General features: G+C 39.2%; 19 protein-coding genes. 10 read left to right on the forward strand and 9 right to left on the reverse strand.

The features are described 5' to 3' along the window. Positions 1-151: 151 nt before the first annotated feature. Positions 152-1123, reverse strand: a complete 972-nt coding sequence (locus LUA90_RS04140) for a hypothetical protein (protein WP_231490335.1) — start codon at positions 1121-1123, stop codon at positions 152-154. Positions 1124-1266: 143 nt separating this feature from the next. On the opposite strand from LUA90_RS04140, the gene LUA90_RS04145 reads away from it, so the two are divergent. Then, the gene (locus LUA90_RS04145; RefSeq protein ID WP_231490336.1) at positions 1267-1428 is read left to right on the forward strand and encodes a hypothetical protein; all 162 of its coding nucleotides are present in this window, start codon (positions 1267-1269) and stop codon (positions 1426-1428) included. Positions 1429-1442: 14 nt separating this feature from the next. Here LUA90_RS04145 and LUA90_RS04150 read toward each other — a convergent pair whose 3' ends face one another. Further along, complete coding sequence (locus LUA90_RS04150; RefSeq protein ID WP_231490338.1) at positions 1443-1919, reverse strand: hypothetical protein; 477 nt, start codon at positions 1917-1919, stop codon at positions 1443-1445. A gap of 219 nt (positions 1920-2138) precedes the next feature. Here LUA90_RS04150 and LUA90_RS04155 point away from each other — a divergent pair, with 219 nt between their 5' ends. Further along, positions 2139-2969, forward strand: a complete 831-nt coding sequence (locus LUA90_RS04155; RefSeq protein WP_231490339.1) for a hypothetical protein — start codon at positions 2139-2141, stop codon at positions 2967-2969. A gap of 65 nt (positions 2970-3034) precedes the next feature. On the opposite strand, the gene LUA90_RS04160 is transcribed toward LUA90_RS04155, so the two are convergent. From LUA90_RS04160 to LUA90_RS04170, 3 genes are all read right to left on the reverse strand, one after another. Continuing rightward, a complete protein-coding gene (locus LUA90_RS04160) occupies positions 3035-4480 on the reverse strand; it encodes a hypothetical protein (protein WP_231490341.1) in 1446 nt (481 codons plus the stop codon). Continuing rightward, positions 4474-7320, reverse strand: coding sequence for an NERD domain-containing protein/DEAD/DEAH box helicase (locus tag LUA90_RS04165; RefSeq protein ID WP_231490343.1), 2847 nt, complete (start codon positions 7318-7320; stop codon positions 4474-4476). The genes LUA90_RS04160 and LUA90_RS04165 overlap by 7 nt, the downstream gene beginning before the upstream one ends. Positions 7321-7477: 157 nt before the next feature. Continuing rightward, entirely contained in the window at positions 7478-10540 is a 3063-nt protein-coding gene (locus LUA90_RS04170) for a DEAD/DEAH box helicase (protein ID WP_231490345.1), read from the reverse strand. A 523-nt stretch (positions 10541-11063) separates the two neighbouring features. Between LUA90_RS04170 and LUA90_RS04175 the strand changes: the two genes are divergently transcribed. Both LUA90_RS04175 and LUA90_RS04180 read left to right on the forward strand, forming a co-directional pair. Continuing rightward, a complete protein-coding gene (locus LUA90_RS04175) occupies positions 11064-12095 on the forward strand; it encodes an RNase LS family HEPN domain-containing protein (RefSeq protein ID WP_231490347.1) in 1032 nt (343 codons plus the stop codon). Next, positions 12096-12461 (forward strand): type II toxin-antitoxin system RnlB family antitoxin, encoded by a 366-nt coding sequence (locus LUA90_RS04180; protein WP_231490349.1) that lies wholly within the window; start codon positions 12096-12098, stop codon positions 12459-12461. It abuts the gene before it with no gap. Between the two features lie 683 nt (positions 12462-13144). On the opposite strand, the gene LUA90_RS04185 is transcribed toward LUA90_RS04180, so the two are convergent. From LUA90_RS04185 to LUA90_RS04200, 4 genes are all read right to left on the reverse strand, one after another. After that, entirely contained in the window at positions 13145-13726 is a 582-nt protein-coding gene (locus LUA90_RS04185; RefSeq protein ID WP_231490351.1) for a hypothetical protein, read from the reverse strand. Between the two features lie 511 nt (positions 13727-14237). Continuing rightward, the gene (locus LUA90_RS04190; protein WP_231490353.1) at positions 14238-14750 is read right to left on the reverse strand and encodes an SH3 domain-containing protein; all 513 of its coding nucleotides are present in this window, start codon (positions 14748-14750) and stop codon (positions 14238-14240) included. A 56-nt stretch (positions 14751-14806) separates the two neighbouring features. Then, positions 14807-15361, reverse strand: a complete 555-nt coding sequence (locus LUA90_RS04195) for a hypothetical protein (protein ID WP_231490354.1) — start codon at positions 15359-15361, stop codon at positions 14807-14809. Between the two features lie 772 nt (positions 15362-16133). Further along, a complete protein-coding gene (locus LUA90_RS04200) occupies positions 16134-17219 on the reverse strand; it encodes a hypothetical protein (RefSeq protein WP_231490357.1) in 1086 nt (361 codons plus the stop codon). 338 nt (positions 17220-17557) lie between these two features. On the opposite strand from LUA90_RS04200, the gene LUA90_RS04205 reads away from it, so the two are divergent. From LUA90_RS04205 to LUA90_RS04230, 6 genes are all read left to right on the forward strand, one after another. Beyond that, entirely contained in the window at positions 17558-17767 is a 210-nt protein-coding gene (locus tag LUA90_RS04205; protein WP_231490358.1) for a hypothetical protein, read from the forward strand. Between the two features lie 113 nt (positions 17768-17880). Continuing rightward, positions 17881-19575, forward strand: coding sequence for a tetratricopeptide repeat-containing sensor histidine kinase (locus LUA90_RS04210; protein WP_231490360.1), 1695 nt, complete (start codon positions 17881-17883; stop codon positions 19573-19575). 6 nt (positions 19576-19581) lie between these two features. Further along, positions 19582-20247 (forward strand): response regulator, encoded by a 666-nt coding sequence (locus tag LUA90_RS04215; protein ID WP_231490362.1) that lies wholly within the window; start codon positions 19582-19584, stop codon positions 20245-20247. 150 nt (positions 20248-20397) lie between these two features. Next, the gene (locus LUA90_RS04220) at positions 20398-20799 is read left to right on the forward strand and encodes a hypothetical protein (protein WP_231490363.1); all 402 of its coding nucleotides are present in this window, start codon (positions 20398-20400) and stop codon (positions 20797-20799) included. Between the two features lie 2 nt (positions 20800-20801). After that, positions 20802-22070: a hypothetical protein gene (locus tag LUA90_RS04225; RefSeq protein WP_231490365.1), complete on the forward strand. Its 1269-nt coding sequence runs from the start codon at positions 20802-20804 to the stop codon at positions 22068-22070. A 1-nt stretch (position 22071) separates the two neighbouring features. Further along, a complete protein-coding gene (locus LUA90_RS04230; protein ID WP_231490367.1) occupies positions 22072-22980 on the forward strand; it encodes a hypothetical protein in 909 nt (302 codons plus the stop codon). Positions 22981-23997 lie beyond the last annotated feature (1017 nt).

The raw sequence follows: 23997 nt of genomic DNA on the forward strand, positions 1-23997 counted from the left end.
TTGCTTGACACAGGTATCAGATGCTCCGCAGAGAATAAGATTACCGATGTAATTCGGATACGGAAAATAAAATTTGAGTCATATTCTATTAATTTATACTCAAAAGTGCCAGTATTAATGTTTGCGTTTTTTGCAGCAGGAAAATAGCAAATTATCCGTTTATCTTTTCCATATGCTTCCGAATAGCAGATTTGTCGTGATTTTTGTCAATTTTATTTAAAGAAGAGTTGAATGCCTGCCTAGTGCCTATATTACTAAAGGCTGACTGCAGTGCGGTATAAACGCGTGTTTTATTTATCTGATGGGGATGTTGATTAATTAACTTTAGTTCGTGAAGCGCAAACAACATCAAACAGATCTCCCGAGGCCTTGAATTTTGATAAAGGGATTTGAGGCGATTAAAAACATTACCTTCAGGATCTTCCAAAAAGCATGCAAAATTTTCCTTGGAAAGCTCCTGACTTCGGGTTGTTTTATTTACTTCGTTGAGTAAAGGCCCGATTTTAATTGCGTAACGCTCCAAATCTTTAAAGTTATCGGTATACTCACTGGAATATTCGTATGTTTCAAACCCATTCATTTGTTTCTTGCGCTCAATAGTATCAATGCCGAGGTTTAATTCTATCAGGCTGATCTGAGTACCAATAGGGTCGATGGTTAAGGCTTCCCTAACGATATCATTTTGTACCTCGATATCCTTGGTTCTCAATATAGTATTGATTTTGATTGCCCTCAGAACCAGCGCGTCACGGACAAAATGGCTATAGTGGCATATACCCAATCTGTGGAAAGAAAAGAATGTTGCGGTATCCAAAAAGTAATCAAAAAATCTGTTAATGACCTCCTCAAGCTCCTCTACTAACAAAAAGGAGTAAAAAGTAAGCTTCAGATTACTAATTTGTGCTTCGACTGTTTTCAAAAACGGTAAAGCTCCAACCATGCATTTTTCACACCCACATTTAAGTTTCGGCTTGGTAAAACATTCCTTGTGAAGATTCCCAAGATAAATATCTTTCTGCTTGTTGATATAAGTTTCAAATTCATCGGCATTAATTTCCTTTGAAAAGAGTTCCACAATTTCGGGCGGAAGGCAATAGCACTTTTTATTTTCAACAAGTTCCATTTCAGAATGGTAAAGATTAAACGTTAAATTTAGTAAAGACGAGGATAATAAAATTTGAAATAAACTCCAATTCAAATCTTGATAATCACCTAAAATGATGAAAATTATCTGAACTTTAAGGCAAAAAGATACAGAAGAGTTGTTTGAGAATAGAAAAATATGCCATTAAAGTGCTTCATATTCCAATCTATAAATTACTTAAGCCTGCAGATAGAAGAAAATGGACAAGTCAGAGAAGGAAATTTCTCTGGACAGCAGTAAAAGCGCAGTACAGAACGGCTCTATATCAGAAACACATCTATTAGCTTACTAAAAATGTTTAAATGATTGGAAATCGCTCAAACTGTACTTTCCAGAAGTCGAGGGCAGCTTTGATTATTTTGGCAGCGTTCACCTGTTTATCTCCGATAAACATCATAGGTGTGAATGTTGCAGGAAAAACCATGGGAAATGTAGCTGCACCAATAGTCTTGATTCTTGGAATATGTGGGCTATCGGTTTTGTGCTTTGAGTGGTTGCAGGTCAATCTTACAAATCCCAATTGAGTATCCAAGTCAGCGTCCAAGTTCGCAGGATCGAAAATAAAACCGACTCCTTTCATCACTTCTATCTTTTGGGCTGCTATTGTTTTTAACTGCGCTGGAGCTGTATCTGTGTGCAAAATCCATTCTGGGATCGCATTTATCCCCATCAGGCAATCGAGCATTGAGTAGGTATGGTTATTTTCTAAATATCGCTGCAAGTCATACTCAAGTTTTGCAAGCAGATTGTCGTAATTGGCTAAATTGGGAATCATATTAAATTGTTAAGGGGTTTACTAACAAAACTCGATTCCAGTGATCTCATCATCACCTTTGTCCGATGTTGCCAAGATACGTTTTCATCCGCAAAAATTAAATTTGAGCGGCATTCTTTCTAATTTAGTAATTATTATCAATATTTGTTTTAGTTGCTTCTTTCAAACTTAATGTTATTTAACAATAGAGGGGGTCAGCCTGCTTCAATAAACCCGCCGATGAATACAACTCAAACTGCTGATCTGCGAAAAGCTTTCCTGATTTATAAAAACACCGTCACCAGTACACTAAATAATACTACTTTTTATCGTTCTTTCCTGCAGCTCTCTGTCGAACGTTATCAGCAACAGGAATACCAGCCGGATCAAATTTTCAGTTCGGTATTCCATGCCTATAACATATCATCCAACCAGGGTGATGGGTATTCCAGAATGTATATTGAATCAGATCACTTTTATACCCATGAACTCCAAGAAAGCAGTATAGCTTTTATTGCATCTTACCAGATACTTTCGCTATTGAAAATTTATAATGCTATGGAAATATTTGTTTTTCAAGCTATTCAGATCAGGTTTTTTCCAGAGCTTAAAAGTCCTACAGGTAGTAGAATAAATACCTATAAGCTCACTAGAGCTATCGAAAAATCATTGACGAACCTTGGAGTTGAATTCGACACGAAGAACAATCGATATCTTCTTTCTTTTCTGAAAGCAATGTCTCCAGAAATCACTTGGTTTCTGGCAGAAAAGGTCCGAATAGATTTAACCCCAACGTATGAAACCTTTTTCGATCTGGTATCCATTTTAAGAAACTTGGTTGGTCATCATGGTACAATTGTATCAACTGACACGAAAAATGAGATCTTATCCAAGGCAAAAGATGTTTTTCAAAGACACTTCTCGCTCATCAGGGATCAGGATGGTTATGAGAACTTACAGCCAAAAGTCGACCAGTTTTCAAATTTCATAAGTTTTTATAACGAACTGACTGTGAATATTGTCAAGTTTATATTTGGCTACGAGGATCTTGACCTATTCGACATGTATTGAATCAAATAATACGACAAACATCTCAATTACAAAAATCCTAGTAGCTTTATTAAAACCTACAATATTTACTGTAATATTTTTTTTATCCTCGCCTGCTCTTTTTTGCTACTGTTTTTTGAAGCGATGATTTCAAACCCAACCTTCGTAGCTACTTCAATCTTTAAAAAAGAATGATAGTTCGCGCTAACCGAAAAATAATACTCCCGTCCACCGGATTTAATAAACCCGTCTTTCCCGCGTTCATTGTCGTGTAATATTCGGATGATTTCACCTTGATGGCTCCCGGTGGACTTTGATGTAACTTCAGGCGTTCTGTATTTTTGGGCAGGTAGCTTAAAACTGCTCCAATAGTCCTGAAGATTTCTTTTTAATCCGCTGATTCCGGTGATCAGAATTTCCGGAAAGGAAAGCAACTGCAATTCGACTGACAGTTTGTTTGGTATTTTCCATTCTTCTACTTCACGGATAAGTTTAGAAAGCGAAAAATGTTTGAATGACAGTTCCGGTTTGTTTTGCAGCTGGTGGATCTTGCCCAGCAGGTATAGCAGGTCGACTTTGAATTCCAACGGACCGAAATTGTTCATCGCATCGATCGCCTGTTTGAAAGCCTGATCGATATTTCCTTCTTCCAAATACAGTTCTGCCAGTTCTTTCTGGATGAACCATTCCCGTTTTTTTATGAGTATGGTCTGAAGTTCCCTGATGGTATCTTTGGTATCGCCGAGATTTCTTTTGGACAGAGCAACACGTCTTGAAAACCACACATCGTTTGAATAATGGAAATTTTCTATCCTTTCAAGTGCTTCTTTAGAAAGGTCAAAACATTCCTGCCATTCTCTCAGCTTGGTCAGCGCCTTGGTCTTGTATGCGTACCAGTTCTCAAAATCCGAAGCTAGTTCCATATCCTTCAGTTGTCCCTTGCGCTCAATCTGGATCACCGAACATGTTTTGGCCAGTTTTTCCCTGTCTACCTTATTGCAGAATTCATTCACCAGTTTCCAGTTGGGTGCCGGCTTTTTCTTTTCAGATTTCAGCACAACGGAAAAAAGATTGGATGAAAGCGTTGCCATAAATTCGCCCGGGAAAGCATTCAGGATAGATATCAACGTTTCAACTTTTTCCAGTAGTTCGCTTTTATTGAAATCAATATGTTCATTCTCCGTTCCTTCTTCTTCGTCATCAAAAAAATCATCTTCCGCTACTGGATCCGCATGAGTTGCATTTTCGGCTTTATATTTTGCCCAAAGCAACCATCCATAGGCATTTAAAACGCGTTCTTTCTGAGCTTCGCTGATTTCAATTTCATAAATACTCAGAAACTGGAAGCCGGCATCCAGCCTGTTTGCATACCTTAAGCAGGAAATCATATCGGAAATGATGTATTCGTTTCCAGAGATATGCTCTTTGGTAAAGTTTGCCTTGTTTTCGCGGAAACAGGTAAGTGCCTGAGCATACTGCTTCTCTCTTTTAAGGCCGGCAAGTTGCTTGCTGAAGTCTAATATCGTTAACATGATTTTCCTTTCATTCCAGTTAATATTTCCTGAACTTCGGCCCAGAATTCCATTGAAGTTGCCGATGTTGCAATTAAAGAGGTAAAAAAGCCATCTCCGTCGTAATAAAAATCAATGACAAGGACTTCATTTTTCTTATGGAACTGGATGGTGTCCTTGTAGGGCACTTGAATTATATAACCAAAGCTGACGGTTTTTTCATTCAACGCCCGGTTTAATTGTTCGTAGGCCAGTTTTCGCCAGTCACTTTTAACAAAACTAAAATCAGCAATCTTATTTTCGGATTTCAACAGCACAATGAGTTCTTCGCCAAATTCCTTAGGTGCCGATTTCATAAGCATCGGCATTTTAAACTGTCCCTTGTTGTTATAATATATGGAAACAGTTGCGCGCTCACCGGGGCTGCCGTTTAGTTCGTAAAGTTCCTGGTAGCTGATATGGCTGACTGAATGTATGGTCAGACCGTTTTGGCTGATCTTATTTTCCATAAACTGGAACAGTTGCAACAAAGCGGACCTGTGTTTGGTGTCGGGAAAACTGTATTTTTCAGCAATATTTTTATTGGAACATTCAACGGCCCTATCTGAGAGAAAGTAGAGCTGTTTCCCATGATCTATTTTTGGAACGGATTGATGGACCGTAAATTTACAGAAAGGATTGATAGGCTCATAATTGATCAGATTCACTTTGTTCCGAGCCCTGATCAGACCGGTGTAAATCCATTTAAAATAATTCTCATTGGTCTTGCCGCCACCGGTTTCTACATTAAAAAAGATCTGGTCCCACTTATAGGACATGGATTTATGGACCGTCAAAGCCCACCCGAACCGGAGCTGCGCAGCATTCTTGATCTGGTAATACTCCGATGAGGGGATGTTGCGTAGTTGCATCTGAAGTGCCTTGAGCAGTTTGCTTATGCCTTTCCGGTTTTCCGGCTCATATTTTATCAGCAATTTTTTCAGTTCTTCGTCAGCCTGGTATTTTCCGGTTACAAAATTGCGTATTTCTTTCTCGGCAAGCTGATTGAGCAGGATCTGCAAGGAGATAATCTCTTCTTTGGAAAGCTCACCTTTGTCGCTCAGTCTAAAATTCTCAAAACTCAGGAAAGAAAGCAAGTGCCCTGCCCCTTTGAGCCGGATTTGCATCTTGCGAAAATGCAATGGAACAAGCAGCCTTTCGTGTTTTTCGATCAGTCCAAATACTTCTACAATGGTTCCGAACTGGCCGTTATAGACTTTCTTGGGTTCTGCAAAAGGCTGATCAGGGTCTTCTACACGGATGTTGTTGCCAAAAATGACAAGATCCCCTGCTGTAGGCTCGTTCCCGTTTTTTAGAATAGTATTTTTGATCCAGAAGTTGACCTTTTGGGCATCTGAATTGGTAAAACATAGAATATGGGCATTAGCATTCAATGACGCTGCGATTTGAGGTTTGAATTCTTCTTTGCTTAAGGTCTGGATATTCTCACTGAGACTGAAATCAAGGTTATTGAAACATTGAAGACGGATGCCATCGACAGCTTTGAGTGCCTGTGAAACGATCAGGGATCGCTCGCCCTTATCTATTAACTGAAAAGCCATAGTTTTCAGTCCGTATTCGTCTTTGAAATATTCGGGATTTAGGGAGGATTCTTCTTTTTTACCCAGGGATAACTGAAAACTGTCCCCGATGAAGATCAGTTTTCTTCTGGTATTTTCGAGTTCCGAAAATTCTAAAAAATCTTTCAGCAACTTCCCTGAACCAAACCTCAGGTCAACAGACTGGTGGTAATTGTCCGAAACCAGATGGGACTCATCAACAATAAAGATCGCCTCATCCATGTTATCCGATTTTCGAAGCGGTACAATTTCGAGGTTCAGGGTATCTTCGCGCTCCGGCTCTTCTTCATGGAGCAGTGAAAGGTTTCCTCCATAAATGTAGGAATACATGCCAGCGAATTCCATTTTTGTATTCTTTAATAGATTATTGGCGACTCTACTGGATGAGGCAAACAGCTTTACTTCACTGATCTGCCGGTTAAAGGCGACCTCCTGAATGAAGGGAATCAAATGCGTCTTCCCGCTCAGCGAGGTCCCCTGCAGGATAAAAACCCTATCCTCTTCGGATGAGATAAAGTTCTCGATTTCAGCAAGAGCAGATTTCTGGTCAGGATAAAGGCTGTCAAAATCCAGATCACAGTGATAGGATGTGAAATCATGACCAGGCTCGTACTGTTCGGCAGTATCAAAGGGGTCGGCCCTGAAAACCTCTTTGAAAAGGTCGAAGGATTCTTTTGTCAGCAAAACTTCTTTGTCAGAAATGTCGATGATATCCATGATTGTCTCTAGATAACTCTGCTGATCGAGGATGAAGAAATTCAGCTCTTCGCTAGCGGGAATCTTGCCGATAAGTTCAATAGGCTTTTGAAAACAGACCGCTCTAACGGTATGAAAGGCATTGAACATATTGCCCTGTGGCAATTTTTTGGCAATGTGTCTGCCAATAACTTTGATGAACCTTTCTTTTTGTATTTTCAGCTGGATAAAAGGATTGATTGAACTGCCACCTTTTATTGCTTCTGCGTTTTCATTTTTCCATATCCCAAAGTCAAATTCTGGTTTTGCATTTTTGGGCAGGATGATCTTTCCGCTAAAATTTTTGAAGTCAATGATACAGACGGCCCTGGGTGTGATCAGTAAGGCGTCGATCTGCAGTCGGTTTTCCACTTCGCATTCCGCGTTGGCGATCAATAAACCATCAAGCGAATATTTGTCAAACATCTTTTTCAGGTTTGCTGCAAATTCCCTAAAAAAAGTATTTTCATAATTTTTGGCTGCTGTTCCCTTTCTGATTTCTAACATGGCGAGAGCGTTTCTGTTTTCTGTATTAGCTTATCTTTCCTAAAGATAAAAATTTGTTTTAAAATCGGTTGAGCCTTTCGGATATCAAGTAAAAGGCTACGATCGCCGATGAAAAACCCAGATTAAAATCAGATTCATGAATGTTCATATGGATTGTTTAAGAGGACATAATCGATAACTCACAATTGCTCACATCCTTTAAAAAGGTTTCCGCACCGGACAACAATACTTTTATCCGCTCAAATGCAGCTTGCTGCGTTGTTGTTAGCCCTGCCGTTTTCAGTCCAGGCTGTACGATGGTGATCTCAACAGGAATAACCGGGTTATCAAAACCTTCCAATATCATCTTTGCATCAGAAAGAGTCCCTTTTCTAAGTTTACTGCCGGAGTTGTTCCTGTCAGCGCGTTCGATCATCTGTTTGAGCAGGAGTTTTCGATTTGCCCAGTTGACCGATTTGATGGCCTGTCCGCAAACCTCATACATGTCCTCAATACTGCAGTTTGGCTGATCTCCCGATTGTTTTTTACAGTGCCAGAACTGGACTTTGTCTTTTCTCAGCCCAATTACATCTGCAATTTCCAATGAACCATGATCATAAAAAACCACATCAAATTCATTCTTTGCAAGATCAATGATATAATCATGTATGGAACGCTTCGGATTGGAACTGCGCTTATAGGCAATTTTTTCCTGGGCGGTGTGATATTCCTTGCTTACATCAACATCCGTTGGCCAACTGATCGCCACGATCTGCTCATCTTTAATTGTCTTATTATTTTCAGCACTAAAAGGGAAGTATACTCTTCCAACTAGCTTTGAGAGATCTTCGAAAAACAAATTAATGGGATTTTCATTGACGATGGATAAAAATCCTTCCTCGCTTCCAAGGGCTACCCCCTTGTTGACAACGATGCGGCAAACGGTATCCTCGGTGTAGTTGAATGTCGCCTTTGGTGATAGCGTGTATTCAAGACGTGCTGCAACGTTATTTTTTGAGATTTCCAGTATTACCTTGGAGGTAGTCTTACTAGAGACAATGATATCACAAGAACAGAGTAAGGCCTCTTCAGTCACCTCATCATCCTGATCAAGAAACACGACCGATGTATTGCGGTTATACTGTGTATGGTCCCAATCGGCAAAGAATACCTCAATATCGGGGAATTGATCGATGATCCTTCCTGTATCAAGATCCGAAAGTGGCGAATCGAGTTTGTCCATTTCCGGATCCCCCACCTTTCTGGCGATTCCCTTGCACCACTCTACAAAATACTTGATTTTATTGTCTCCAAGCGTCCACACTTTCGAACTGGTGCTCACCCCAAGCATCACATTTTTATTCAGAACGGTATCGTAAGCACCACCAAATGAGTGTCCTCTGGTATAACTGAATTTATCACTGGGCAAGACTGAAAGCTGAGCCTGTGATCCCAATAACTGCTTGTAGGACTCACTGTTGCCCTTGTTCTTTCGGCTCCGCAAACCCACATTATAAAAGCGGGGTTCCTGCCACCCGGCCATCACGCGCTTGAGGTAAGGCAGCGGGACCATGTCATGTAAAACACCATTTCTCAAATACTGGGATACGATGTGTTCGTAAAGTTCGGTCTCCTTGCTTGTTGCACCAATGAATAAAAGGGAATTGTCCTGGTCAAAATAAGTTACAAAAAAGTCGTGAGTGACATCCTTGAGTGAATCTTCCTTATTATACCACGAGGGAGTGCGTGGTTCGGCTATAACATGGACAGCTACATCATGGGAACTGCTGACATGATGGTGCCGGATAATCGGATTTTTAAATACATCTGTCCCGGAAAAATCAATACTACGCCTGATGTCTATTGGGGGAAGTTCTTCACCTTGCTCGTTTCGATCTGGCACGGGCGCAGGAATAATCCGGTAAAGCTTTGCATGAAAAAAGGGTTTAAAATTATCATCCTCAAGCGTCAATGGTTCTTCATAGCTGATACTCAAGGCTACTGGCTCTTCTGAAACATCGGAAAAGGAATCAAAGAATTCCTGTTCATCTTCGGTCTTCTGGATTTTCAGTTTATGCAGATCCGGAAGTATCACCGACCAGTCTTTGGTGTCTTCCTTATATAATTGATGGGAATCAATTTTGAATTCGTGCTCTCCGGCAATGACTGTTGCAATGCTGCCTTCCGCGGTATTGGTCCGTGAAATCCTACCCACAAACTGCAGGGTAATAGCTAGGGATTTATGTGGTATGTGCACCGCTGCAATTTTCAGCGCAGGGAAGTCATAGCCCTCGCCCATCATATCAACACATATCACCCCGTCGATTTCTCCCGAAACGAGTTGGCCAATCCTGGATTTAATTGTTGAACTCCCCAATTTGCTATGAACCACTGCCAGTTTGAGTTGCGTATGGTTAAGGTAGATCTGTTCGAGATCATCCGCATCTTTTTTGCGGTCGGTACGGATAATGATGCGATGTTCCGGATGCAGTCTGGATGAATAAACTTTCTGGGCTTTTAAGGCAATGGCGATATTTTTTTCTTCTAAGGTGGCCGATGGTGGTGCGGTGGCAGGAACAAAGTTGATCTTACTGAAAAGCCCGTCCTCAAATGCTTTTTTTAAAGGATAATTATAGATCAGTCTAGCCTTTAGATCTTTTTTGTCACGTCTGAACGGAGTGGCAGTAAGTAATATTTGCTTAGCCGAAGAAAATGCTTCGAGAATGTTTATCCACGAGCTGGCCCTACTGTGGTGCGCCTCATCAACGAATATCAGATCGAACGCATTGGCTCCTACTCTCGAGGAGATATCGGTAATCTTATTCAAGGTTCCGGGAATAGCCACAACAACATCGTTTGTTTTTAGTATACCTTTCCATTCTGCGGTATCATCAATGATCCTGGTCAACTCAAATACCCCCGGAAGTTTACGGCCACCCTGGATAATTTTCTTTTCCACCAAAACTTTGGGGGTTCGGAAATTTTCGGCAATCTGCTCACGGACTAGCTGGCTGGGCGTGATAACCAGTATTTTTTTTGCCTGTAATGCATAGGCCAGTACAATCATTACCGCTGTTTTTCCTGTTCCGGTGGGCATAGTAATCAGTGCCGGTTCTGTTCTTACACTGAAGTGTGCCATGGCAGCGCCTATTGCGCCAATCTGATTTTTATACAGGCCCTGCTTACCGTCGGGCTGAGCAAATAGATTGAGGTGCTCATACCCCTTTTCAAAACAATTCATTGGAGAGCAATTTAGAATGGAAATATAAAAAAACTATTTCATAAAATACTAATATTCAAGGGTTCGATAAGTGCTATTCATCTCTGAACCAATAAACGAAGATCGTGGTCCAAATCATTATAGGTGTACGGGAAACCGGAAATGCTGTGCTTACGGTGATTCTCATACAATAATCCGTTGCTGGGCTGTGTCTCAAAGCCATAAACGGGTCAATGAATTTAACATTTCCCCCGTCTTTGCTGGATATTTTGATGCATTTGGATGATCCCAATACAAATAGTTGTTGTTCTTCTATTGGTTTTCTGATAGCCATCATCCTTGAAATTCCCTTTAGTCCATAGGTCAGTATGTTTTGTTTGACCTGTAAGCAGCTAAGAATTAAAAAACCTTAAATTAATGACATGATCTATAACGCTACAGACCAGTCTTTTTTATAAAATAGAATAGGCGAGTGTTTTTATTATGCGCAAAAAATTAGAGTTATGGAATTTTATCTATCTTTGTTTCCATTTTTTATGCTCTTATGGTTTTCAAGGAATTATCACTATACAAAGATCGGATTGTTGACAGTATCAACTCATTTTCGGAAAATACAAAATGCACGGTAACTGAAACCCCGAAGATGATTAAATATACGATCAATGTTCCTGAGGAGAAGGAAGCCCTTTTGAGTGTTTACCCTAATAAGAACGGCACAGCTACCATCTATGCACAAGTTGGGAAAAATACTGATCTTTCCTTGAAAATTGCCCATCGAATCATTGAGCAGTGTACGGTTTCTGAGATTAATGCAAAGGCCTTATTTATCAGTAAGATGGAAGATGATGAATTTGAGGCATTATTGGAGTATCTTGATGGGGATGAGCGGATAACTATTGATCAAGCTAAAGCTATTTCAGTAGGAAAACAGTTCAGGGTAAACTGGAGTGACGGGGGGAGTGTATTCATAAACAGGTTTAACTCTGGTTCATTTTCAGTTCAAGGGAGCAGCAACATTTTAAAAGAAATTGTATTTGAGGGATTGACCAATCTGTTGCCTTATCAGGACACAGTCAGTGCAAAGTTGCAGTCTTTAGATATTGGAATGAAGGCGGATGATGTGCTGTTGGCATTAAAAAAAATCATACCCAATGCCTTCGATTTTTTGGGCGATCCATTAAAGGCTATCATAAGTGCAGCGATAGTTTTAAAAAATGCCGATTTAAAAATGTTAGAATATTCTGCAATAGTATTCCCAGCATTAAAAGGTCTGGAGGGCTATATCAAAAAGCTGTTTTTGGTGAATGGGATTGAAATAACAGGCCCGACGCTCGCGCCATATATCGAAAGTAGAAAAGTCAAACCGGAGCATGTTGCTGTTATAAAAAACCAGCATGTGGTGGATGCAATTGAACAGTGTTATGCTTACTATTCAACTAATAGGCATATATTGTTTCATATTGATGGCACGATAATTGGCACCAGGACAATTGATGACATTGAATTTGCGGACTCAGTAATCAATGAGACATTTTCCCTAATTGAGAATACCTATAGTGTCATCAGCAAAAAATAAATGAGAAAGATTAAAACTTACGATATCGTAAACTTTGACAATAGCTTTCTACATGTTATTGCCAACAGTACAGTTATGCTTTCTGAGTTGATTAGTGATCTCAACCGTCAGATCATTACCAAAACTAATTTTCAAGGGACGATTGTTCTTGATATGCTTATTGTAAATGGCAATAGCAAAAAGAGATTTTTCCAGTCTTTCGCTGATAATGACTGTATCAAATTGAAAGATGTTGAGGTGATGTATAATGTGCCAAGCGAAATATTGAACATCTCTACCGATTACATCAAAAATCACCTTCACATTCTAAATCAAGGCATTTTAACTAAAATTGAGATAGAAAAAATAAAGCAAGCAATTAATTAAGCTTTTATTTTTCACTTTGTTTAACCTTTATAGCTACTCCTCCCAATTTTTTATAGTCGGACTTATGGACTTCACTAAGAATGATTGTTTATTGTTGAATGAAGATTAGGCTTTCAATTGAATTTAAAGAAACCCTATATTTATTGAGATTAATTTAATCTTTATTTGAATAAAATATGGAAAACCGTTTCTTACAAAACTAGAATCAGGATAACAAAAAATATCCGCTATAAGTTCTTGATTGCTTTATTAAAATTGTTTGCTACTTCGTATAGTAGTGAGTCGGAATTGTTTTTTTTGTAAGTATTTGATAGTTATAAAGGTATTTATAAAACTTGTTCTGGTTTCGTCGGTGGCAATCTTCAACATTTTCTTTCTTTGAAGATTGGAGTTAAGCTAGATTACACCATAAACTCAAAACCGTTATTGGCTGCAATGGTGATCATTGGAAGGGCTGTATCTCAAAAGCGTTGCCTAAGCAATTCCACATCATAAACCTGCCCAATTCGATACTCAGGCATCAAACAAAGATATTCGAGCAAAAAATTATTTTGAGGCTGAACTCTGCTAATAGTAGTTAGTGCTAAGTGTTGTATATTAAAGAACTTATTAAAATACTTGTCGAAAGGCGGCAATCGATCTGATTTAGTAATATTAAACCGCTTATCCGCCGGTAGCAGATTCTATATCTGATCATGGCATACAAAAGCATATGGCAAAAAATGCTCCACCGCATAATCTTCAAGTGCCAAAGGTCGCCCTGTGTAGATACAGTCAATTTGCCCAACCTCGCTGAATACCACATCCCAGAATAACTTACGTTGCCTAGTTAAAGCATTTCGAAATGGTGGATGTATCAATTTTCCAGCAATATCTGAGACATTAGGTTTTAATTTTTGTAGGTAAAGCGATAATTTCCAATAACAAAACCCGCGTAGAATGCCAATGTTTTCGAACGGATACTCGAACCAATCTGGATTAATTTCTATCTCATCACGAAACAAAGCGTATGGTACATCTCGCTCAAAATTCTGAGAAGCTAAGTAAACCTGTTTCCAATTATCTCCCATTCCAGGAAACCATGGACTTAAAAAACGGTGCGGCACCTCTTGATCAAAATGCATTAGTATCTGGTGGGTTTCTTTAGTTATCTCTGTAAGCAAATGCTGAATGATGATTCCTCTCTTCTCATCCACATCTATTCCTTCTCGATCTTTAATAAAATCAATCGCTACACCTAGCTTATCCTGCCGACCGAAATTCAAATTAAAATAATGATAAGTATACCATCCATTAGCAACCATTCCAGCAAAAGCCTCCGCTTGGCAATACGGTTTTCTCCAGCTTCTACTGCATCTAAAAGTGAAAGAAACCAATAAAACTTATAACTCGCTATCGTATAATTAAAGCACGCAGAAAGTAAATGAACTGGCCGTTTTGGATGTGAAGGCAGCATATTCATTCACAACTAGAATGATTTGGTGAAAAATAAAGATATTCATTTAGAATCGCCAAATATATAAAATTGCCAACAATGCATTATATCCAATCGGCAAACAATAGTAACTGGACCAAGTTTGCTACAATTTCTCGACTGAAGCCAATTTTTTATAACTTAACAAGCTATATAATATCTAGCAACTGGTGGAGATATTCGGTTTGGTTATCAGGCCGCTAATACTCGTTGTCAATCTGTTGGGCTTCTAGAAAAAAATAAAGCTGAAGCATATAAAATACATCTTACTATTACTCTAAATTGCTAACCCGGTTCTGTAATCACTTTATCCCTTCAAGCTTGCAGTAACCCAATGTCCCGGAGGACGAAACTTTTACTTTCACCCATTTTCCTATTTTGGCGAGCCTTTTCACTTTTTGATTAAGCTTTAACTTTTCGATTACTGGATAGGATAACCCTGGTCCTGAGTAGAGATTGATTTCTTTAACCCTAACTACAGATAAAGGTTGTACTAAATCGCTAGCAACGTTACTTTTTCCTACTTGATAGGATTTCTTATCAACTAGACTAGTTACGCGAGGTTTATAAATAGATGAGGTTTTACTCGCTCTAGACTGGACAGTATTTGGAGATTGCACATTTGAGGAACAAACCCCACAAGTACCGCCGCTCCCACAGTGGGCGCAGCGGGAGCAGTTTTTACACGCCGAACAATAGGCTGAGCCGGTACACCTTCCTAATTTGCTTTCATTGATTAAATTAAGGGAGGATACTTTTTGGCCATTGGCAAAGAAATAACAGCACATTAATCCTATTGAAATAAATATTTTCATAATTATTATTTTAATTTTTTTTAAGAAGAAAACGTTTTAAATATCCCAGAAGCATTTTATTTGTGTTGCCAGCATCGACCGCCCCCTACAACTAATCGCTTGCAGTATCCTCCGGTTTTGTTTTTTGCCCCACAAACAGAGGAAATAGGTGCAGTTGTTCCTCCACCAGATCCATTCCCGCCGCTGGGGGTTGTTGAAACATAGCTACCAAAACTTGAGGTACCATTTCCAGATATCATATTGTATGAAATCTCCGCACGGTTATAGCCGAGATTTCCGTAAACCGGATCTTCATCCTTTAGGATGTAAGCCTGAATGGTCTGATAAGTTGAAGTGGTGGATGCTACGCTTAACTTCAAATCAAAGGAAACTTGTTTCTGGATTTTGTAACTCCATTTACCAACATTATTGTTTATCGTTTTCATCTGATTAGATGCATCGGTATAGGAAATATTGCAATAATCACAAGTAACTTCATATGAATAAAGGACAGGGGTTTGTTCTGCTTCTTTGATGATACCTTGTTCTGCTTTCTTGCAAGAACCGTTGATCACGATGGCCAATAGTACTAGCGAAGTAAACCTAAGCGATTTTGTAAGAGACTTTATCATACTTTCTTATTTTAATTAATATCAGCCAAGGTATGGGAAATCAAAAAAAGATGATTACGGGTTTCCGTAAGTGAAATCACCTTCTAAATCAAATAGGAAAATAAAGATTTTATATCTTTTAAAATATCTATTGCTGGGGTTTCTTTTTGATAATATCCTGAAGCAAAAAACCATTCAACTTCAAAAACAACGTGTGCTTGAAAAAGCTTCAAAATATTGTGCTATCTACGATGTGATGTCAATTAATAATCCAAATGAAATTCGCAGGATTAGGATGTCCTACGTAAAACTCTTTAAGCTGAAAAATTAATTAAAGTCATACGAATCAACCTACACTGAGTTTTACATTTGATATGGACTGGTAATGAGTGAATTTATTTAACATACAGTCTCAATTGGCACTGCAGCGGTATTGATTTGCCCCTTAGCTATTAGTCTCGGAATAGCTGTCTACTTATGAGAATTAGTGTAACTCTCACACACGACACTAAAAATCCTCTTTTAAGTATATCCTCATACCTTTGCTAACTAAATCCATTCTTTGCAGCTATTGCGCTTTTCACTAATCCACCTCAAAACGATAATTCAGGGGAAGTTCACGTTGCTATAATAGTTTTCTAACAACCTTAAAGTGTAGTTGCGTAGGCCTTTTTACCACTCTCTTAAACTTTTCGAGCTTATAATCACTGACTTTTTTCTTAAATATCTTTCTCTACAGATTTGAGCTATTATAAAAAAATCATTGGGCTTTTTTCAGCACGAGCTCAGTTCGTCAAAACTCCTTGGCATTTTCTAAACGCCTGGATTCAATTTCATTTCTGTAAATCAAATCACTTAACCTACTTAACTTACGGCGAAGGATAGGATGATTTCCTCTAATCGTGAAATATTCAAACTTTTTCTCATGCTTTAAATACCAAATTTTTCCAATCGAACGCTCGGTAATCGTGTCTGCTTTGGTAATCATCCTAAAATGATTTAATAAGATGGTATCTAAGGCTACTTTTTCAACATCTTCTTTCAGTTTTGCATCACAGCTCACTGCCACATAACGGTCTTCTTTCCAATACATGCACTGTTCGCCATTTAAATTCCCGCCAATCTGATTTTTTAAAAGAAATCCCGCTGAAATTGGTATCACCAATAATAAGCAAGCTACACTTTTTTTTACCCACTCATCTTTCCACCATGAATTCCTTTCCTCCTCTTCTCCTTTGATCGGTTCCTGCGTGGTTGAAGCTGTTGTCTCGGGATCAGATTCGTTAGATGCGGTTCTTTCCGTAGATTTTTCAATTTCCGGTCCATCATCAATGGCATCTTCACTGTCATCTGCACCTATATTTTCATTAAAATATTGACCCTCCAACGAGCCTTTTTTACCCTCCGCTTCTCTATCCTCTATATCAACATCAGTTTCGCTTTTCGGACTGACTTGCCCCACATTCGAGGTTTCATTTGTTCCCTCCTTCTCCTCGGTGGTCAGCTGTGCACTTAAGTGCTCACTATAATCCTTCCCAAATTCATATGGCCGCTCAAAATTAGTCAGCAGGGCAGCAAGGTGTACCTGTTTATCTTCTGGATTTGTGGTTTTACCCTTTAAGAATTTGATAACAGACTTAAACTTATTAATCTCCATTCTGCTCAACCTTTTGGCAAAACCTTCCGCATCATTCTGGTTGCCAAAAAAAGCCTCTAGTATTATTCTGTCCTTTCTTGCATCAAAGTGCTGCTCGAGGTATTGCATCAAATGTTCCTTTACGCTGGCAGGAGTTGGGGATTGCAGCCTTAATGGTAGTGTGCCAGCAGTCTTCCGCTGGTCGTAATTATTTAGTACCGCTTGCTTATAAGTTGAAAACATCTATTCGGAATTTGAGCGAATTTATTCCGGAAAATACGGAATAAATTACGGATTTCCGGAATCGTAACGGAAAGATCAGAAAAACCGGAACCACCTTATCATCAGCCACTTGTCAACCCACAACTTTGTATTCGAAATCACCAGCGATATCATTTACAAACCAGCTGGTGATATCATCAGAGCTGCAAAGGGTTGAAAAAGTTTTGACGGGAAGCAATTCCTTTTCTACCCCCCGCAGCTCAAAAACCTTCCCAACAAGCGGCGCCGCTTAAAAACACAGCAAGCTATCGAATAGATCGGTACGCCCTGTCATTGAGCAACAATTAAAAATTACTAAAATGTTTTTACCAATTTTTATTGCCATACTATTGGGCTTGGCATCCCCTGCGCAACAAACTTGCGGAAACGGAAATTCTACAGTACAAGTTAATAGCAGTAACCCAGATGAAGACCCAGGTAATCCTGGTGATCCAGGAGATGGCGGCGAAGATGGCGATGGCGGAGGACATAATGGCGACAATGGCCAGATAAGACCTCCAAAACCATAAATAAAGCAAGCCCGGGTAGGTGAGAGTACCTGCCTGGGCTTTCGCTTTATGTAATAGGGTCTGAAACTTTTTAATAGAAATTGTTTTTGCTACTTTAGACAAAAACAAATATTTTGAAACGCCCACTCACCCATCAGTTACTAGTATTAATCTGCATTTTTTTTTCCTCCTGTTTTAAGGAAAATAAACGCAAAGATGATGTAGCTAACGCACCCGTCAAAAATGCATTGATTGCTAAAGGCAATACTCTATGGGATAATGGAAAAACTGATGAAGCGTTTTTAGTTTTTAACCAGGCTCGGGAACTTTCAGCGAAAGATAAAGACAGTTTTAATTTAGCTATTGCTCTGGGATCTATGGGAATTATCGCGACCGAATCGGGTGATAGTTTTGATGGCCAAGAATATAGCTTCGAGGCTTTAAAATATCTACAGATTAACCAAAAAAGAGATCATCCTTATCTGGTTTCCAATTTCAACAACCTGGGCATTGCCTCCTATGATTTGAAAAAATATGCCGATGCCATTGACTTTTATACTCAGGCCATCCCGCTCATCACCGATAGTAGCTACATGCACATCACTAAAAACAATCTAGCCAATGCCTACCGCGAATCAGTAAAGTATCCTATGGCCATTAGACTTTACAACCAAGTTTTGTCAGCCCGACCATCGGATGCAAATAAAGCCCGGACTTTGACTAATCAGGCCAAAACGCAGTTTCTATCAAATTCGCATTTCATTCCTGTGCCCATGTATTTGGAGGCGCTGAAAATTCGCCGACAGACGCAAGACCTTTGGGGCCAGAATTCGAGTTACTCACATTTATCGGATTACTATTTGCGTGTCAAACCAGATTCAGCATTGTTTTATAGCAAATTGATGTACCGTCTGGCCCTGGCACTAAATAATCCTGACAATGAACTGGAAGCCTTGGCTAAACTCGCTGAACTTGAACCTTTAAAGAGACTTTTTTACTTTAAGCGTTATCGTCAGTTAGATGACAGTCTTACTGGGATAAGAAATGCCTCAAAAAATCAGTTTGCGCTAATTAGATATCAAACTGAAAAGCACAAATCCGAAAAACTCAGGCTGGAAAAAGAAAACGAGCAAAAAAAACTTCAGATTGCCAGAAGGAACATTTGGCTTAGCATTGCGGTTTTCGCTATAATACTAACGCTGCTGACTTCTGTTGCCGTATACCGGCAGCGTAAAAAAAGAATAGCCCATCAGGCCCAGGAACAAATCAAAGAAAATAAACTTAAAACATCCAAGGAAATCCATGATGTGGTCGCTAATGGCCTATATCGCATGATGTCTGAAGTAGAATATAGCCCCACCATTGATAAACAGGGGCTGATCAGCCAGATTGAAATCCTATATAACCAGTCTAGGCGGATATCCCACTCCGTATCTGCTAGTCCAATGGATTTCATCGAACGGCTAAATGAGCTAATCCGCTCCTTTTCTAATCCTGAGACCAAAATACTCACAGTGGGGTTGGAAGAAAAACTCAATAGTTGTCTGAATGCACAAATCAAGGAAGAGGTGCTGTTGATAATTCAGGAATTATTAGTCAACATGGATAAACACAGTAAAGCCGCCCAGGTTGTGTTACGATTTGAAATACTGCAAAATCAACTCGAAATACGGTATCGCGACAACGGAAAAGGCTTGTCAAAAGATAATAATGCAGGCAAAGGATTGCTGAATACGGAAAGCCGTATTACGGCATTAAAGGGAGTGTTTACATTTGGCAACCATAGTAGCAGCGGCCTAGAGGCCCAGATTCAAATACCGTTAACTTAAAAATTTATGCTCGAAAAAGTACTTGTGGCAGAAGACCACCAGACCAGCAGTAAAGCTGTTGCCAAAACAATTGAAGAACTTAGCATACCTGTATGCCATTATGTATATTATTGTGATGATGCCCTTACTCGCCTCCGCAACGAGCTTTTATCAGGTCATCCTTATGAATTGCTTGTTTCCGACATCTCATTTGTCGAAGATCATAGAACTCAAGCGCTCAAAAGTGGGGTAGATTTAATCCTAGCTGCCAGAGCGCTTCAGCCGGAACTAAAAGTAATTGTTTTTTCTGCCGAAGGGCATCCCGCAAAAATCCAGTCCTATTTTAAAGAGTTAAAAGTTAATGGGTATGTCCAGAAAGGACGAATGGATGCAGTTGAGCTTGAAAAAGCGGTTATGGCAGTTGCAAAAGGACAGACTTATATGCCGGCAGGCATAAGGGAAAAGATTAGTCCAACACATAGTCATGAGTTTAATAATTATGATATCACCGTATTGTCTCTGCTGGCCAAAGGCGAGAAACTACAGGACATACCGGCTATACTTGTTGAGTTAGGTATTTCCCCGACTGGAAAAAGTTCCATGGAAAAACGTCTCAACCATATAAAAACTGTATTGAATTTCAAAAAAAATGAACAATTGATAGCTTTTTGCAAGGATATGGGCATTATTTAAGTCCCACCCTTTTCTTGCCATTTTATCTTCTAGCGTCCCACATCAATTACGGTTTTCCGTACAATTTCCTACTTTTTGACATTTAGTTTTGGGTTATAAAATAATAGCTGCCACCAAGCCGCAACTGAAAAATAAACCCTACAAACGAAAATGGAAAACCAAATTACCGCAAACCTTCAGAGTCGCTTTCTCCGGCTCTACCAAATGGCCTGTGCTGATGAAAATTTTGACTCACCTGAAATGAAGCAGCTCTATTTGTTCGCAGAACATAGAGGTATTGAAACAGACCAATTAGAACGGATTTTAACCGACCCACTGGCCAGGATGTCAATCCCAACTTCCAAAGGAGACCGCATCGAATACTTATACGACCTTGCTGTAATGACTTGGGCGGATAAGGAAATAACGGACGATGAATACAGTACTTTACAGAAGTTCTGTCGCCGCTTCCAGTTTGAAGACGCAAATGTAGATGCGATATGTGCTTTCCTGCTGGAATGCGCCAAACAAGAAATGTCCCTGACCCAAGTATTAACTAAAATAAACGATTAGCTATGGAAGCCATCAATAAGTTATTTTCTTTAAAAAAACAATTGCCATCTCGCGAACTGGAGAGCGAAAATGATAACCAGGAGGTACAAGTGCGCATGAGCTATTATCAAAGTGGCTATGGTGCATCATTAAAGGCTGCAGGAAAAGCATTGACCCTAAAAGCCTGTTTACAGAATGTCTACAGCAGTTTTGAGGAACAATGCCGCAGGCTCAAAGAGGAGCAACACAAACTCAAACAGCCATATGTGGAGGACAAGACTCGCCAGGAGGGTGAACTTAGAAATGCTGAGACTGCACTTTCCATCCACCAGGACAAGTTGACCCAACAGGACAAAAAAATTGAAATGCTTAAACAAGATATCGAAACGGTCCGAAGCAACCCGGAAAAACACGGGGTGACCGATACCAAGCAACCTCATGCTCTGTTCTACATTGGTCTTTTACTGCTTATCCCCATTTCTATCTATCTGTTTGTGTTCTATATCTCTGCTACTTACTCCGCCCTTTTTAAAGTATTCGCAGACGACAGTTTAAGTACAGCAATTTTTGACGCTCAATCACTCAATATTGCCTTTAGGGACAGCTGGCTGGAAGGTACGCTGGTAGTCACAATTCCTACGGTTTTTCTCGGACTTGGTTACATCATACATATGATGCAAAAAGGAAAAGGTATAAAAAATGTTTTCAGGCTCATCGGATTGTTCCTCATTACATTTTTGTTTGATGGACTACTAGCCTACCAGATTGAAAAAAAAATATATGATTTTAACAAAACACCCTCGAGCCCAGCGTATAATTTACAGGTAGCCATTGTAGAGGCAGAGTTCTGGATGATTATTTTTGCAGGTTTTGTGGTATACATTATATGGGGATTGGTCTTTGACTTTGTGATGAAGGAATACGAGAATATTGACAAGATAAAAGCTTTCATACGCAACAAGCAGCAGGAACTCCAACGCTTAAGTGAGGTTCGAAGCCAAATCTTGCTTGACATCGAAGATACAAAACAACTAATGAGCACCATCAAAGGCAAAATTGAAGAGCTCCAAAATAAGGTTGACGGTTTTATACTCAATGTCAAACAGTACCTGCATTATCATAACCAATATATAGAGGGATGGTTTCAAGCCATTAATGGTGAATTGGCTCTTCCAGAATCGAAGAAGAATGAAATGCTTGGAGAGTGTGCTGCGATAGCCGACGAGCACCTTAAAGAACATGAGCTGTTCAAGCCCCAGCACCAACATTTAATTTATTCTAAAGTTTCCTGATATGAAAAACTATAAAGGCCTAAATCTGGCGACCGCCATTTTGATGATTTTGATTGGTCATACCTGCTGTAATCCAGAAACAAAACAGGCAAAACAAGAAAACCCGGTAAGCCATAAAAACCTAAACAAAAACCTTAACCTGAGTATTTTCCTGGACCTTTCAGATAGGATAGATCCAAAAAAATACCCAAACCAGACGATGGAAATTTATCAAAGAGACTTAGGTTATATAAAAAGTCTAGCGAAGGCTTTTCAGGAGCATGTAAACCGAACGAAAATTAGCAGCATGCATGAAAGCATGCAACTTTTTTTCGAACCTGAGCCTAAATCGAAAGAAATAAACGAATTAGCAAGAAAGATGAAATTTCTCTTCGACAAATCCACCGTTACGACTGATAAAATCGCAAGCATCACACCTGAATATATTTCATCCTCTCAAAAGATATATCAGGTAGCACTGAAGGAAAATAAGTACATCGGGGCTGACATCTGGAGCTTTTTTAAGAACAAAGTAAAAGACCAATGCATTTTGCCTGCTCATAATAATATACTTGTCATATTGACCGACGGTTACCTTTATCATAGGGAAAACAAGTTGAAGGTTGGAAATCAAACTTCTTTTTTGAGTCCACAATTGATACAAGAAGCCAAGCTGAATGTGCCTGATTACTCAGATAGAATGAATAAAGGAAAGTTCGGGTTCTTACCTGCAACGTCCGGCCTTCAAGGCCTGAAAGTTTTGGTGATTGGCATAAACCCGCAGAAAGGCAAGCCCTTTGAGGAGGATGTACTTAACAAGTATTGGGGGGACTGGCTTAGAGAGATGGGTATCACAGATTATCAGATCAAGGGCACAGACTTGCCTACCTATATGGATACGATTATAAAGAATTTGCTCTCGAATAAATAAGCTTCGGCGTGTCCCTTCCTTTGGACGTGCCATTTGCTCTTCTCGCGCAATGCTTGTAGACAGTTTGTTATTCGAAGCACTTTTAGATTAAAAATTTATTCTAAACTTTCCAATAACTGTTATCGGTGTGGGTAGGAATAGATTGGTGCTGCATTATAAAAAGGGTAAGTACTTGCAGCGGGCCTCTTTCTTTTGATATTGGATAGAGAAAAAATATATTTTCTTTATAAATGATGGAGCAATAACTAAAAACAAGCTAAGGACATGCTAACTATTTTAATCATGTTAATTTTTTCAAACCTCTTTAAATTCTAATATACTTATTGAATATTTTGTGGATTGGTGAATACTTCAAACCTAAAGCTATTAAGCCTCTCTATGTGTTCAATTCGTTCATTAATGCACAATTAATTATCTATAGATAGATTTTTGTCGATTAGCGTTTTGAATTGGACGAATATGGTCTTAGGAATGTGCCTCTCCAATTAAAGAATAATTGCTGTCATAAAACTATTGTAGTTAAAAATTTTAAAAAAAATCCATTTACGGATATCCGTAATGAATTGTAGTGACAAATGGGTTTTTTTACATTTCATTTATTAAACAAAATTATTATGGCAAAAGTAGCTGCATTTCACTCTATCAAACAAAATGTTTACCACGATGACAACAGGTGTACAGAGGGTAACAACATTGAAAAAGAGAACCTCCGTCAAGGAACTGGTGGTAAACCTAAGTGTTCCCGCTGTGCTAAGCTAAATTAGTTTTAGTATTAGTTTCGGTTGCTTTAAAGACTGCCCTTGATGATAAATCAAGGGCTTTATTTTTTTAAAAACTGTTCGTGTATTATCTGTGAAATACCTTTGTAATCCGCAAGTTTATTTAGATGAAAGCTGCTTGATTGCATAATTCAAATAATTTGACCCCTTTCTGCCAATTATCCAAAATACAGAAAAGCAAAACTTTACAGCAAATTTATTTCCGGTAAGACGGGGTCAATGTGCTCTGGCTTATCCA

This window comes from Pedobacter sp. Leaf170, assembly GCF_920984665.1.
Taxonomy (GTDB): domain Bacteria; phylum Bacteroidota; class Bacteroidia; order Sphingobacteriales; family Sphingobacteriaceae; genus Pedobacter.